The sequence below is a fragment of the Cupriavidus pinatubonensis genome (assembly GCF_019602855.1).
In the GTDB taxonomy this organism is placed as follows: Bacteria; Pseudomonadota; Gammaproteobacteria; order Burkholderiales; family Burkholderiaceae; genus Cupriavidus; species Cupriavidus pinatubonensis.
Window position 1 is genome coordinate 1,890,361 of the sequence record NZ_CP080767.1, and the last position, 13,259, is coordinate 1,903,619.

The window sequence follows — 13,259 nt, forward strand, 5'->3', positions numbered from 1 at the left end:
TGGCTCCCCTGCTGGCTTCAGCTTGGACGCGGCTCATGGATTGGCTCCCACCACCGTATCGGCGCGCAATGCCTGGCGCAGCGGCCACGACTGCCACAGCCACAGCACCTCGGACAGGGCCAGCAGGCTGACCAGGCTGAGCGCGAACACCACGGTCCAGCGCGTCATGGTAGGCAGCTTGCGCGGCGCGATATGGGATAGCGTGTGCGCGTACGCGGCCTCGCTGACCACGCGGTCGCGCCCGCTCAAGTCGGGACGGCGCTGGTAGACAAACTCATACAACTCCTCGCGCAGACTGCGCAGGCGTGCGTCGGCATCAGCGCCGCGAAAGCGCCCCTGAAAGCCCAGCGCCAGCGCAGACAAGTACAGCCGGGCCAGCTTTCGGCGCGATGGCTCGCGATCCAGCAGCAACTGCTCAATGCGGCGGAACACCTCATCGCCGGCGATATTGGTGCGGAACAGCGTCGATTCCAGCAGGTGGGCATGCCACTGCGCCTGGCCCGCCCAATCGGTGTTGAGCAGGATCTCGTCGGCGAGCACCGCCTTCAGGTAGCGGGCGTCGGCGACGTCCTCCATCTCGAAGCGCGTGCTGTCGCGGCGCGACTGCAAAGTCTGCAACTCCAGCAGGTTCAGCAGGTGGCGGCTCATGCCCTGCGCCACCGCCTCGGGCGTGGCGTCGGCACTCTCGGACAGGCGCGCCTGGGCATTGACCAGTTCGTCCAGGAAGGCGCGGAACTGCTCGCCGGCGAGATCGTCGTCCTCGGCTTCGGGTCGATAGCGTGCCATTTTCAGATTGCCTTCATGTTGTCTGTCATCCCTTGACGAACAGCAGTACTTCCTGCGGCCGCTGCGCGCTGGCACCTTCGTTCGGATTGCCGATCACCAGGGCCTCGTTGCCGTGGATCAGCGCCGGATCGGTCTCGATCTCGAACAACACATAGCCGGAGCCAGCGCGCACGCCGAGTTCGTCGGCATGCTCGACGACGCGGCGCGCGGCGCCGAGCACGCGGTGCGCACGCAACGACGGATAGGCCGACTGCGAGCCCACCATGGCGCCATCCATCCATGTCCGCAAGTCGCGCTCGGACTGGCCGCGCAGCCCCACCACCAGGTGTTCGCCGATCCAGTCAGGTTGCAACGCGATCTCGAACGCGCCGTGGAGGAACTCGAACTTGTGCTCGCGGTAGGCTTCGCTGACCTCTGCCAGCGACTCGCGCACCGCACGCAGCAGCGGCGCGAACGCGGTCATAGGGTTGGCGTGGTCGTAATCGTGCGGCACCGGCGGCAGCGCACCGGGGCGCAGCATGCTGAGCGAGCCCAGCAGCGAGGCGAGCGCGAGGTACAGCGCAAGCGGATGCAGATGGGGCGTGCGCAGCACCGCCTCGACCAGCGGCAGCTCGCTCAGCAGGCAGCGCAGCCGGTCCCGGAGTTCAAGCTGGGTCAGGCGATCGTCGGCCTTGGACGATGGCACCGCGGTCTGCTTGGCAACGAATGCGGCCTTGCTGCGCAACTGCCCGAGCATCGACGCCACCGCCGTCCACAAAGGGGTCTCGCGCCCCACCTCGAGCAGCGGTGGCAGGCGCTCGCCCAGCCGCACCACTTCGTTGTCCTTGTAGGCGGTGCCCAGGCACAGCGATACATAGAGCGAGGATGGCTGTGCGCCGGCACTGAGGGCGAGGTTGGGCACCAGCCGTGCAATGTCCGCCGGCGGCGCCTGCGATACCTCGTCCTCGACCGGGGCGCCGAGCACCGAGCGGAAGCGCCGCACCTGTGCGTCGCGCCGCATGGTTCCCGCCACCGGCAGCACCAGGTGGATGTCGACCGTGCCACTGGCCAGTTGCTCGGCAAACGGCGCCAGCGACAGTTCCAGCGGCCCTAGCCGTTCATCGTCGCCACTGTAGGAGACCGCGGTGCCATCCGGCATCACCGCGTCGAGTTGCAGCACGCGCACGATGCCGACCGGCAGCAGGCCCGTGTCGAACACCAGGCGCCGAACGCCCCAGCTGAACGGGGCTGCTGCCAGCGTCTGCCAGGCCACCAGCGAATCGAGGCGGGCTGCCAACAACTGGAAATGCTGCGGTGCCAGCAGCATCCCTTCGTGCCATTCGACACGGTCAACCAGCGTCAGGTTGTCACGCATGGACGGCTCCACCAGCTAACGCGGCTGCGGCGCGATGCCGGCCATGGGAAGAAAATTGCAGAACATTCATTTGCTTGTCGAGACGCTGACGGCACTGCTGTTCAGCTGGACTGCCAGCGTGCCGCTGAATTGATCGATCCGGACGCGATGTGCGCCCGGTTCCGGGTAGTTGGCAAATACGAAGACGGCCGTCACGCGCGGCCCTTCGAAGTCCTGGGGCGGGACTTCCAGGCGCTGTCCCGGCACCAGTTCCCAACTGCGAATGCGCAGGCTCCCAGGATAGGTATTGCTGAGGTCGGTCCGGCCCGCGAACCATTTGGAGGCGGGCAGATCGACCAGCCGGCCCTGCAGCGCCTCGTCGCTGACCAGCACCACGTCGACCGCCACCGGGCTGTTGCCGTTGGCGTCGTCGGCAGCATTCAGGACGACCTGCTTCCACTTGACGCGCTCGCCCTTGAAACTCAGGAACGACGGTGCCGCGCAGCCGCCCAGCAGCACCGTTGAAGCCGCCAGCGCGCCCGCCAGGAGCAGCCCGCCGGCCCCACGCGCAATGCCACGCCAGATCGACACTACCTTCATTGCATGTCTCCAGACTGTCGGCAGACGGCCATCATTTGGCGCCCACCCCGATTCCCATCAGCACGATCAGTGCCGCCGCGGCCAGCCCGCAGGCGCCGAGCAGCATCATTTGCACGCGTGTAAATACCAGCCGCAGCACCACGCCGCCGCGCTGCTCCATCTGTACCGGCTGCGGCGCCGGGCGTTCGCTGGGCAGGCCCACCGACACCAGCGCCACGACTGCGCAGGTGCAGATCAGGCTGAGCGCGTTGCGCGGACCGTCGCAGATCGGGTCCACCGCCAGCAGCAGCACGCCGGCGGCTTCTACCGGCAACTGCAGCGCGGACATCACCACACCGGCGTAAGCCACCGTGCCAACGCCGTTCTGCCCGGCCGACAGGCAGGCAGCAACGGTGGCGGCGCCGGCAATCCAGACCAGCTCGCCGGCACCGATCGGGTGCCCGTACAGGTTGGCCACGAACACCGCCACCAGCCCGAAATACAGCGCCGAGCCGGCGCGCAGGAAGACCGACCCGAACGGCACCGTCAGTTCCACCAGCCCACGCGGAAAGCCCAGGCGCGTGCTCATTACCTCGATCGCATGCGGGATCGGCGCCGTCGCGCTGCCCGACGCCAGGCCGACCATCATCGGCCCCTTCAGTTCGGTCATTACCTGCACCAGCGGCAGCCGCGCGCAGCGCGCGATAGCCAGCGCCGCAGCCACGCTCAACAGCAGGCACAGCACCGTAAAGCTGCACAGCACCCCGGCCATGGCCTGTACCGTGGCCGAATCGCTATGCATGGTCAGGTGTGCAGCCAGCCCGAACGCCAGTACCGGCAGCAACAGGTTGGCGTGGGCAATGATGCTTTCGAACGTGCGGTAGATGCCCTCGAAGACGTTGCTGAGCATGCTGGTCTGCTCGCGCGACAGGGCCGCGAACGCCAGGCCGAACAGGATGGTGCCGGTCAGGATGCCGAGCGTGTGGCCCTGCGCCAGCGCGCGATAGAAGTTGTCGGGGACGATGTCTTCCAGCTCCGCCGCCGGCACTCCCGAACTCCCTGCCGCGCTGTCGTCCGCGCCCCGCCCGGCCAGGTCCATGCGGACCTCGCCACCATCGGCCACCTGCTTCATGATCAGCTGGCCCAGCTCGCCGCCCGCGCTGTGTGTCAGGCCGGCACCGGGCGCCATCAGCACGCCGGCCAGCGTGCCCGCCACCGCGCACAGTGCGAGCAGCGCCACGCCGACGCCGAGCAAGGTGCCGGTGCGCAGGCCCGGCCGTGGCAGCGTCAGCACCTGGCGCAGGCCGAAGAAGGTGGCCACCACCAGCAGCGGCACCGACGCCATGTTGACCACCGACAGGTAAAGCTGTCCGAACAGCCATGCCAGCGTGCCGAGCGGCGCCATCACCATGCCCGCGCCAGCGCCGGCCACCAGGCACAGCAGCAGGCCCGGAAAGGAGTTGGAGAGCCAGCGCAGGGCTTTCATTGGGCCTTGTTCCAGCCGCGCTCCATGGCGAAGGCCACGGTGGCGCGCGCCAGTTCGAGGGTGCTGTCGATCATCGTCAGCGGCGCAGAGCGGAGCTGGCGCAGCGCCACCGGGATTTCCGTGCAACCCATGATGGCCACGCCAATATTGCGTGCGGCAAGGGACGCCAGCACAGCCTGCAGGGCTTCGCCCGCGGCCTCGAGCGCGCCGGCCTTGACCGAGCGGATGCAGGTGTCGACCTGGACCTGCTCGGCTTCGTCCGGCACCACCGGCTGAATGTCGCGCTCGGCCAGCGCGTCCTGGTAAATGCGAGAAGCCAGTGCGCCGCGCGTGGCCAGCACTGCCACGCGGCGGGTGCCGTGCGGCAGCGCCGCCACGCAGGTACTGGCGATATGCAGGATCGGCGCGCTGCTGCGCTCGCGCAACTGGCGGTACCAGTGATGGGAGGAATTGCACGGAATCACCACCAGCCCGACCTGGTTGCGGTTGAGCAGGTCGATTCCCGCCAGCAGATGCGGCAGCGGCAACTCGTCGCCAGCCAGGATCGATCGCGAGCGATCCGGCGTGTGCGGCAGGTGCGCCACCACCATGGGCAGATGCTCCTGGTCGCAGGAGGCATCGGTCAGCCGAACCACGCGGTCCATGAAGTCCACCGTCGCCAGCGGCCCCATGCCGCCCAGAATGCCAATCATCGCCATGACGCGCCTCGTGCTGTCAGAGTCAGATCTTGAGAGGACGCGGGCAGATCACCGAGACCGCGGCCGCATTACCGATCACCAGGATCAGCGTGCGCAGCATGTCGCAGACGGGATCGACCGCCAGGAACAGAATGAAGGCCGCCTCGAACGGCAGGCCGAGGTAGGCGCAGGTCATGCCGACCAGTGACACCGTGACCAGGCCGGTCATGCCAGCCGAGGCAAAGCCCGCCAGCACCGAGGCCATCACCACCGTGGCGATCTCGACCGGGCCGAGCGCACGCCCGTAGAGCTGTGCGATGAACAGCGTGGCGCACACGTAGTACACCATCGGCCCCACCCGCAGCAGCGACACCGCCAGCGGCACCAGCAGCTCCACGCGCGCGCGCGCAAAGCCCAACCTGTCGACCAGGCTTTCGATCATGCTGGGCATACACGCAGCGCTGTTGCGCGTGGCCAAGGCCAGGGCGAACGGCGCGCGCAGTGCGTTAAGGGTGTCACTCAGGCTCTGGCTGGAACGCTTCCAGATGATGGCCACCGCCAGCGCCAGCAGCAGCACCGACGCCACGAAGAAGGCAATGACGAACTGCAGCATGGCCTGCAGCGGCTCGAAGCCGGACTTGCCGAGCTGGGCCGCGCTCATGCAGAACAGGATCACCGGCAGCGGGTAGCTGAGCCAGTGCATCAGCTTCTGGCAGGCGTGATAGATCGTCTCCAGCGACAGGCTCAGGCCAATCGAGATGCGTTCCGGCACGCGTCCCACCGCCAGCCCGAACAGCAGCGCGAACACGAGCGCCTTGAGCGCGTCGCCGTTGGCCAGCGCGGCAAAGATATTGGTCGGAATCAGGCTGGTCAGCACATCGGAAAACCGCAGCGACTTCTCCGGAATGTCGGCACCGTACAGGTTCATGACGGTATCGCTGGAATTGCTGTCATGGCCGACCATGGCGCCAAACGTCTGCATGGTGGCGGCGGACAGGTTGGTGCCCGGGCTCAGCAGCATCAGCACCACCGCGGCCACCAGCGCCACCAGCACCGAGGCGCCGACGAACACCGTCACCACCCGGATCAGCAGGCGCGAGGCGCCGCCGTCGCGAAACAGGCGCTGCAGGCTGAAGATCACCGCCGACACCATGAAGGGCAGCGTGGTCATTTTGAGCAGATCGACGTACAGATCACCTACCACGCCGAGCGCCTGCGCCATCGCGGGCCACAGGAGGCCCATGGCGCCGCCCAGCGTCAGGCTCCCGATCACGACCCACGGGTTGAGGGCAAAGGCATATAGCTTGGTCGTGTTCATCTTGGTTTCTCTCCTGGTGTTTATTGCGCGGCGGCTTCGAGCACATCAGCCACTTCGAGGTGCTTGGGCCGCTCCGCCAGGAACTGGTTGACAAAGGCCAGCAGCGCCGGCGCAGACACGTTAACGGCAATGCCGAGCGTGTCCTCGAGATCGTGCAGCGTCACCACGCGCAGGCGCAGCGCCGCGGTGGGGTCGGCCTTAAGCACGCGCTTGACCTCGAATTCGTCGCGGTAGACCGCGGTGACTTGGCCGGCGTCGAGCGCCTTGAGCGCGCTGTCCCAGGTCGGGTAACGGGTGACAAAGGCCTTGGGGAAGTTGCTTGTCACGTATTCGGAATAGGACGAATTGCCGACCACGCCGATCGAGCTGTCATAGGCGCGGATGACGTCGGGCACCGGCCGTCCGCGCGCCATCTGGGCGAACTTGACGCGGTTGAGCAGCAGCGCGCGGTTCAGGCGCAGGTAAGGCGTGCTGAAGCTGATGATCTGGGTGCGTGGCAGCGTACGCGACAGCTTGCTGACGGCCATATCGGCCTTGCCCTGCGCCAGCAGGCTGACCACACCGTCGAACGTGGTGGCATCGCGGTTAAAGCGCAGCCGGACATTCAGCTTCTGCGCCAGTTCACGGGCCAGGTCGATATCGAGCCCAAGCAACTGGCCGTCGCGCTCCTGGAAGAACGGAGGTTGGTCGACCTTGAGCACCGCCACCACCAGTTCGCCGCGCTCGTAGATACGGGCGAACTCCGGCGCCAGCAAGCGGCCGTCAGGCATCTGCACCAGGCCGGTGGAGGTCACCACCGGTGATGCGGCGGTAGTCGACGTGCTGGCCGACGCATTGGCCGACGCATTAGCCGACGTGCTTGCCGGCACCGGGCGGGCGGCGGCCGGCGTGCCCGCGGCCGCCGCCGCTACCGGCAGGCAGACCACCACTGCGGCCAGCAAGCAGGCCAGCGGTGAGCGCAGCCTCGCGGCGGCTTGGCTCAGGCGCGAAGAGAATGCGCGTGACAGCGTCGGCGCAACGGGAAAGTCAGCAAATGACATGGGGCGAAATCCGCTCGGTTTCATTGAATCTTGGGGGGGCTGGCAACCGTCGCCACCTCGGCGACAGCGCCGGGCGCGCTGGTCTGTGCCTGCGCGGGCATCTGGTCTGACTCCGGCACCGGTTGTTGCGCCGGCATCTGCATGGGGGCGGCGGCCGGGGCTGGATGCGCCAGGCGGGCGCCGATCTCCATACCCATCAGGAACAACAGCGCGCACAGCACCACCGCGCAGCTCACGGCGATGGCTACCATCCGCGAAGTCATGGAAAAGACGTAGGTCATATTGGTATCAGGCAGTCATCACGGTGGTCTGGCCCGGCGCCACAATCTGGATCACCCCTCCCCAGGCACACATCAGCTTGGATGAGTTCTGCAGCGCAGGCATGCCGCCGATCAGCACGGTAGGCGAGCCCGGCATCCACGGCGCGGTGGTCACCGGCACGCAGGGCATCGGCGTGAGCGCGCCCAACGCTGCAGCAGTGGCTGCGGCCACCACCGGATTGGCCATCGAGTTGCAGCTGCCGAATGGCGGAATATTGACGATCGGCTTGTTGTCCATCACGTTGGCCGCCGGCGCGCCGGCCATAACGCGATTGACCGGCAGCACGCACAACGCCGACGGCGCTGCGCCAAAGCTGCACTGCATGGTGGTGCCGGTATTGACCTGGATGCCCATGGTTTCAGCCCCTGACCCAGCGCTCGAGGCGTTGGGAAAAACTCGGCGCGGCGGCGCCATTGTCGGTCGCGGCCGCAGCGCGCCATTGGCCGCGCGGCTTGCCATCGGTGTAGTCGCGCTGCCAGCTGACACGGCCGGCCTCGTCGAAGCGGCGTGCGGTGCCATGCAGCAGGTCGGCGCGAAAGGGCTCGGACAGCGTCAGGGTCCCGTCCGCCGCATAGCTGCGGGTCTCGCCCTCCAGCTTGCCGGCACGGAAGCGGCTGCGCCGCACCACCACGCCTTCGTGCAGCCAGATCGCTTCGCCCTCGAGCAGGCCCCGGCGAAACACTGCCTGCGCCACGAGTTCGCCCGCAGGCCCATAGCAGCTGCGCTCGCCTTCGAGCACGCCGTTCACGTAGTGCTCGCGGCAGGCCAGACGGCCTTGCTGGTAGCTTTCGCTGGGACCGTGGAGCAGGCCGCCGGCATAGTGCGAAGCCAGCACCGGCTCGCCGGCCGCGTCATAGTTGCGCAGCCAGCCCGACAGCTTGCCCGCTACATAGTTGGCTTCCAGCAGCCGCGTACCGTCCGGGGCGAAGCGCTCCATGCGGCCGTGCGGCAGCCCGTCGGCCACGCTACAGCGCGACAGCAGCTGGCCCGCGGCATCGCGCTCCTCGACGACTTGCGTGTCGGCGGGGGCGGTGCTCGCGTTGGCGGCAATGTCCAGGGGGGCGGTGGCGTGCATCGGCGGCTTCAGTTCAGTTTCACCATGGCGCCCTTGAGCTCCAGCATGCCGCCGCTTTCCACCGTGTGCGAGGCCGACGCCTTCTGCTGCACGGTCAGGCCCTCGCCACTCAGCGTAGTGCCTGCCTTGTTTGCCAGCGTGGTGCCCGCCTTGTTGCTCAGCGAAGTGCCAGCCTCAATCGCCACCGAGCCTGCCGACTTGATGGTGATGGCGCCCGTCACGTCGATGACCAGATCGCCAGACACCTTGAGCTTGTAGGCCCCGCTGACCTCCTGGGTGAAGGCGGCGCCGTTGGTGCGGGTCTCGTCACCGGTCACCTCGAGGCTACGGGTGCCGCTCACCTTGTGAGTTTCGTTGCCCGACTGCACCTCGACCAGCCGGTCACCCTTCTGGACAACATGCGACTCGCCAGCGCCGACCACGGTGGTGGACAGCTTGTTTTCCACCGCCACGTTCATGTCGCGCTGCGCGTGCAGGTAGAGCTCTTCGGCGCCGGCCTTGTCCTCCATGCGCAGCTCGTTGCCGGCGCTGCCGTTCTTGGAAGTGCGCGAGCGGATCACGCTCTGGGTCTGCATCGAGGGAAGCGTCACCGGCGGCGTCACCTGGCCGTTGTAGACGCTACCGGTCACCAGCGGCCGGTCGGGATCGCCGTCGACATAGCTGACTACCACCTCCTGCCCCACGCGTGGCAGGAACAGATGGCCCCAGCCCTGGCCAGCCATGCCCTGCGCCACCCGGACCCAGCACGAGCTGTCCTGGTCGGCGCCGGGCGCCTGGTCCCAGTGGAACTTGAGCTTGATGCGGCCGTGCTGGTCCGTCCAGATTTCCTCGCCCTGGGAGCCGACCACGGTTGCGGTATGGGTGCCGGCCACCAGCGGACGCGGCGTTACCAGCGGCGCGCGGAATGGCACCGCCAGCGGAAACACCGTGAAGCTGTTGGCATAGTGGCTGCCGGCCACCGAGTGCTCGACCGCGCGCACCACGTACTCGGCGTTCAGTGCCGCATTGACGTGGCCGTTGAGGGTGAAGGTACTGCCTGCGGCAAGGCCGTGACAGTTGCTCTCGCCGCTGCCGGAGCGAGCCTCGACCTGCTGTGCGGCCACTCGCACCGCCGCCTTGCGCGCGGCATCCGAGGCATCCTTGTGGCGCCCCGGGAAAATGTACTGGCGCGCGCCGGGCGCGCTCGAGTCCGGCTGCGCACTGCCCTCGCTGGTCTGCGCCTGCACATAGTCATAGTCGACCAGCACGTGGTTGGCCGGACCGAGTCCCTGTTCCATGCGGAAGGCCGCCAGCATCGGCAGGCCCGCCGCCTGCTCGCCCGGCTGGCCGCCCCACAGCTCGGCCTCGTGGGCCAGCGCGGCGTGGGCCGAGGGACTGTCACCCAGCACCATGGTGTGCGCGCCGTCGGAAAAGGTGAAGTAGTAGAAGATGCCCTCTTCCTCCATCAGCCGCGAGATGAACTGCAGGGGGCTTTCGTCGTACTGCACGCAGTACTCGCGCACCGGGTAGCGCGAAGCGGTGACGCGCGCGTCGAATGCCACCTCGAACTCGCCCAGCACGGTGCGGATGATGTCGAGCGCGCTCTGGTTCTGGAAGATCCTGCGGTCGCGCGCCAGCGTCAGCAGCCACAGGCGCGGCGCCAGCTCGGCGCTGTAGAACGCGTGGCTGGGGTCGGCGCCGGTATGGGCGAAGCGCGTCACGATGCCGTTGAAACAACGCAGGAAGCCGCCCGGCCGCTGCACCCTGACCGTGACCTTCTGGCCAACGATGCGGCTGGCATCGAGCGCCTTGTCCGCCGAGCGCATGCGCAGCTGGAAGGAAAACAGCTCGGAAAGCGCCTCGCGCCCGGCAAATCCGTCGAGCAGCAGCACATCGTCGCCAAACGGCGTGGTGACCGTGGCGAAGCTGTCGGACTGGGTGGCGGTGGCCGGAATCATTGCCTCAGGCCTCCGCAGGCGGCAGGAAACGGAAGGCTAGGCCGCCCTGCGCGTCAAGCGAGAGATGCACACCGCCGAACGGCTCGGCGATCGACATGCGCTCCAGCACCTGATGCGCGAGCTCCGGCAGCACCGACTGGGTCAGGATATGGTCGACGTTGCGCGCGCCGCTGTCGACTTCGCTGCAGCGCTGCACGATGGTGCGCGCCAGCGCGTCGTCCCAGGTCAGGCGGGCGTTGTGGTTGCGCTCGAAGCGCTGCGCCATCCGGCCAAGCTTGAGGTCGACGATGGCGGTGATCTGCGCATCGCCAAGGTGGTAGTACGGCACCAGCACCATGCGCGCCAGGAAGGCCGGGCTGAAGCGCTGCAGCAGGGCCGGACGCAGGCGTTCTACAAGTTCTTCCGGTGGCGGGCGCCGGCCGCCTTGCGAGGCCTCGGTGATGACGTCCTGGGCCGCGTTCGAGGTCAGCAGGATGACCGTGTTGCGGAAGTCGATCGGTACCCCTTCGCCGTCTTCCATCATGCCCTTGTCGAATACCTGGAAGAACAGCTCCAGCACGTCGGGGTGCGCCTTCTCCATTTCGTCGAGCAGCACCACGCTATAGGGGCGCCGCCGCACCGCTTCGGTCAGCACGCCCCCGCGCCCGTAGCCGACATAGCCCGGGGGCGCGCCCTTGAGCCCCGACACGCTGTGCGCCTCCTGGAATTCCGACATGTTGACGGTGATCATGTTGCGCTCGCCACCGTACAACAAGTCCGCCAGCGCGCAGGCGGTCTCGGTCTTGCCAACGCCGCTCGGACCGACCAGCAGGAACACGCCCACCGGCTTGCCGGGGTCGTCGAGATCCGCGCGGAAGGTTCGGATGCGCCGCGCGATCGCATCGAGCGCCTCGTCCTGGCCGACCACCCGCTCGGCCAGCTTGTCGTGCAGGTGAAGCACGGTGTGAAGCTCGTCGGCCAGCATGCGGCCCACCGGGATGCCAGTCCAGCTCGAGATGACCTCGGCCACCGCTGCCGAATTGACGCACACCGGCACCATTGGCTCGTCGCACTGCACGGCCTCCAGGCCCTTTTCAAGCCGCAGCAGGTTGGCGCTCAGCGATTCCGCGCTGTCGTCGCTGTCTTCGCTGTCCTGTGCATCCACGCCCGCTTCGCCACCCGCCTGGCCGGCCAGGCACGCGGCAATCCTGCGCCGCCATGCCAGGATCTCGTCGACTACGCGCTTTTCCATCACCAGCTTGTCGGACAGGCGCGCATGCTGGCTGCGTGCCTCCTCGAGCTGGCGCGTGGCAGTGGCAATCTCGTCGGCACGGCTGGCACCGGTGGCCGCCTCATGCCGAAGAATGCGCAACTGGTTCTCGGTGTTTTCGATGCTGCGCCCGAGCGATTCGATCTCTGCCGGCACGCCGTTCTGCGCGATCGCCACGCGCGCGCAAGCGGTATCGAGCACGCTGATCGCCTTGTCCGGCAACTGGCGTCCCGACACATAGCGGTGCGACAGCTTGACCGCATCGCGCACGGCATCGTCGAGGATCTCCACGCCATGGTGCGCTTCGAGCTTCTTCACCATGCCGCGCAGCATCTCCACGGCCACCGGCTCGCTGGGCTCCTCCACCTTGACGATCTGGAAGCGGCGCGCCAGTGCTGGATCGCGCTCGATGTACTTCTTGTACTCGGCCCAAGTGGTCGCGGCGATGGTGCGCAGCTCGCCGCGTGCCAGCGCCGGCTTGAGCAGGTTGGCGGCATCGCCCTGCCCTTCGCTGCCACCCGCGCCGATCAGCTGGTGGGCCTCGTCGATGAACAGGATCACCGGTACCGGCGAGGCCGCGACCTCGGCAATTACCGACTTGAGCCGGTTCTCGAACTCGCCCTTGACGCCAGCGCCGGCCTGCAGCAAGGCCAGATCGAGCGAGCGCACCGAGACATTGCGCAGTGCCGGCGGCACGTCGCCGGCCACGATGCGCTGGGCAAAGCCTTCCACTACGGCGGTCTTGCCGACGCCGGCCTCGCCGGTCAGGATGGGGTTGTTCTGGCGACGGCGCAGCAGTACGTCCACAAGCTGGCGGATCTCGCCGTCGCGCCCGCGCACCGGATCGATCGCGCCTTCGCGCGCCAGCGCCGTCAGGTCGATCGTGTATTGGTTCAGCGCGGATTTCTGTGCGCCGCCGGCGCTGGCCTGCGGCATTGCCGGCATGGCGCGCCCGGCTACATCGGCCGGCGCGCCGCCGCCAGCGCCAGCGCCCAGCAGCACGGGCAGCGCCTCGCGCAATGCCGTGCGTGGAATCTTCAGCAGCGACGGCGCCGACTCCAGAAGCAGGCCGCGCAGGCTTTCCACTTCAAGCAGCGCCAGCATCAGCGTGCCGGCGCGCACCTGTTGCTCGCCCAGCAGCATCGAGCTGAGCAGCCAGGCCTCCTGGAACAGCGGCGAGAAGTTGGGCGACAGCGCCGGGGTGCGGCCATTGCCGCGCTTGAAGCCGTCGATGGCCTTGTGCAGCTGCGCCAGCAGCGTCTCGCGCGCAATGCCGAAGTGCTCGAGGATGACGTGCAGGTCGCGCGCCTCGACCTCCAGCAGCTGCACCAACAGGTGCTCGACATCGACGTTGTAGTGGGTGTGGCGCACGCAGAGTTGCGCCGCGGCCTCCATGGCCTGGCGGCATTCCGGATTAAGCCGGCTCAGCAGTGTGCGGATATCGATGTCCATGCTTGT

At 67.7% G+C, this 13,259-nt stretch carries 12 protein-coding genes; all 12 read right to left on the reverse strand.

Annotation, left to right across the window (positions count from 1 at the left end):
• Positions 1-33: 33 nt before the first annotated feature.
• The gene (locus K2O51_RS21320; RefSeq protein ID WP_011297879.1) at positions 34-786 is read right to left on the reverse strand and encodes a DotU family type IV/VI secretion system protein; all 753 of its coding nucleotides are present in this window, start codon (positions 784-786) and stop codon (positions 34-36) included.
• A gap of 25 nt (positions 787-811) precedes the next feature.
• Positions 812-2,140 carry a type VI secretion system baseplate subunit TssK gene (gene tssK, locus K2O51_RS21325; RefSeq protein ID WP_140950537.1) on the reverse strand — a complete coding sequence of 443 codons (1,329 nt, stop codon included), beginning with the start codon at positions 2,138-2,140 and terminating at the stop codon, positions 812-814.
• A 66-nt stretch (positions 2,141-2,206) separates the two neighbouring features.
• Positions 2,207-2,719, reverse strand: a complete 513-nt coding sequence (locus tag K2O51_RS21330) for a hypothetical protein (protein WP_011297881.1) — start codon at positions 2,717-2,719, stop codon at positions 2,207-2,209.
• Between the two features lie 31 nt (positions 2,720-2,750).
• Entirely contained in the window at positions 2,751-4,184 is a 1,434-nt protein-coding gene (locus K2O51_RS21335; protein ID WP_220631621.1) for a dicarboxylate/amino acid:cation symporter, read from the reverse strand.
• Entirely contained in the window at positions 4,181-4,882 is a 702-nt protein-coding gene (cuyB, locus tag K2O51_RS21340) for a cysteate racemase (RefSeq protein ID WP_140950540.1), read from the reverse strand. Before cuyB ends, K2O51_RS21335 begins: the two co-directional genes overlap by 4 nt.
• A 22-nt stretch (positions 4,883-4,904) precedes the next feature.
• Positions 4,905-6,179 (reverse strand): dicarboxylate/amino acid:cation symporter, encoded by a 1,275-nt coding sequence (locus K2O51_RS21345; RefSeq protein WP_011297884.1) that lies wholly within the window; start codon positions 6,177-6,179, stop codon positions 4,905-4,907.
• A gap of 20 nt (positions 6,180-6,199) precedes the next feature.
• On the reverse strand, positions 6,200-7,219 hold the full coding sequence (locus K2O51_RS21350) for a substrate-binding periplasmic protein (protein ID WP_245001949.1): 1,020 nt from the start codon (positions 7,217-7,219) through the stop codon (positions 6,200-6,202).
• Between the two features lie 20 nt (positions 7,220-7,239).
• Positions 7,240-7,500, reverse strand: a complete 261-nt coding sequence (locus tag K2O51_RS21355) for a hypothetical protein (RefSeq protein ID WP_011297886.1) — start codon at positions 7,498-7,500, stop codon at positions 7,240-7,242.
• Positions 7,501-7,507: 7 nt separating this feature from the next.
• Positions 7,508-7,894: a DUF4280 domain-containing protein gene (locus K2O51_RS21360; protein ID WP_011297887.1), complete on the reverse strand. Its 387-nt coding sequence runs from the start codon at positions 7,892-7,894 to the stop codon at positions 7,508-7,510.
• 4 nt (positions 7,895-7,898) lie between these two features.
• Positions 7,899-8,615 carry a toxin-antitoxin system YwqK family antitoxin gene (locus K2O51_RS21365; RefSeq protein WP_011297888.1) on the reverse strand — a complete coding sequence of 239 codons (717 nt, stop codon included), beginning with the start codon at positions 8,613-8,615 and terminating at the stop codon, positions 7,899-7,901.
• A gap of 8 nt (positions 8,616-8,623) precedes the next feature.
• On the reverse strand, positions 8,624-10,552 hold the full coding sequence (locus K2O51_RS21370; RefSeq protein ID WP_220631622.1) for a type VI secretion system Vgr family protein: 1,929 nt from the start codon (positions 10,550-10,552) through the stop codon (positions 8,624-8,626).
• A gap of 4 nt (positions 10,553-10,556) precedes the next feature.
• The gene (gene tssH, locus K2O51_RS21375; RefSeq protein WP_140950544.1) at positions 10,557-13,253 is read right to left on the reverse strand and encodes a type VI secretion system ATPase TssH; all 2,697 of its coding nucleotides are present in this window, start codon (positions 13,251-13,253) and stop codon (positions 10,557-10,559) included.
• Positions 13,254-13,259: the final 6 nt, after the last annotated feature.

Bases quoted from the DNA above. Each gene is read 5' to 3' on its own strand.
- K2O51_RS21320 (WP_011297879.1), bottom strand. From the start codon at position 786: ATGGCACGCTATCGACCCGAAGCCGAGGACGACGATCTCGCCGGCGAG.
- tssK (WP_140950537.1), bottom strand. From the start codon at position 2,140: ATGCGTGACAACCTGACGCTGGTTGACCGTGTCGAATGGCACGAAGGG.
- K2O51_RS21330 (WP_011297881.1), bottom strand. From the start codon at position 2,719: ATGAAGGTAGTGTCGATCTGGCGTGGCATTGCGCGTGGGGCCGGCGGG.
- K2O51_RS21335 (WP_220631621.1), bottom strand. From the start codon at position 4,184: ATGAAAGCCCTGCGCTGGCTCTCCAACTCCTTTCCGGGCCTGCTGCTG.
- cuyB (WP_140950540.1), bottom strand. From the start codon at position 4,882: ATGGCGATGATTGGCATTCTGGGCGGCATGGGGCCGCTGGCGACGGTG.
- K2O51_RS21345 (WP_011297884.1), bottom strand. From the start codon at position 6,179: ATGAACACGACCAAGCTATATGCCTTTGCCCTCAACCCGTGGGTCGTG.
- K2O51_RS21350 (WP_245001949.1), bottom strand. From the start codon at position 7,219: ATGTCATTTGCTGACTTTCCCGTTGCGCCGACGCTGTCACGCGCATTC.
- K2O51_RS21355 (WP_011297886.1), bottom strand. From the start codon at position 7,500: ATGACCTACGTCTTTTCCATGACTTCGCGGATGGTAGCCATCGCCGTG.
- K2O51_RS21360 (WP_011297887.1), bottom strand. From the start codon at position 7,894: ATGGGCATCCAGGTCAATACCGGCACCACCATGCAGTGCAGCTTTGGC.
- K2O51_RS21365 (WP_011297888.1), bottom strand. From the start codon at position 8,615: ATGCACGCCACCGCCCCCCTGGACATTGCCGCCAACGCGAGCACCGCC.
- K2O51_RS21370 (WP_220631622.1), bottom strand. From the start codon at position 10,552: ATGATTCCGGCCACCGCCACCCAGTCCGACAGCTTCGCCACGGTCACC.
- tssH (WP_140950544.1), bottom strand. From the start codon at position 13,253: ATGGACATCGATATCCGCACACTGCTGAGCCGGCTTAATCCGGAATGC.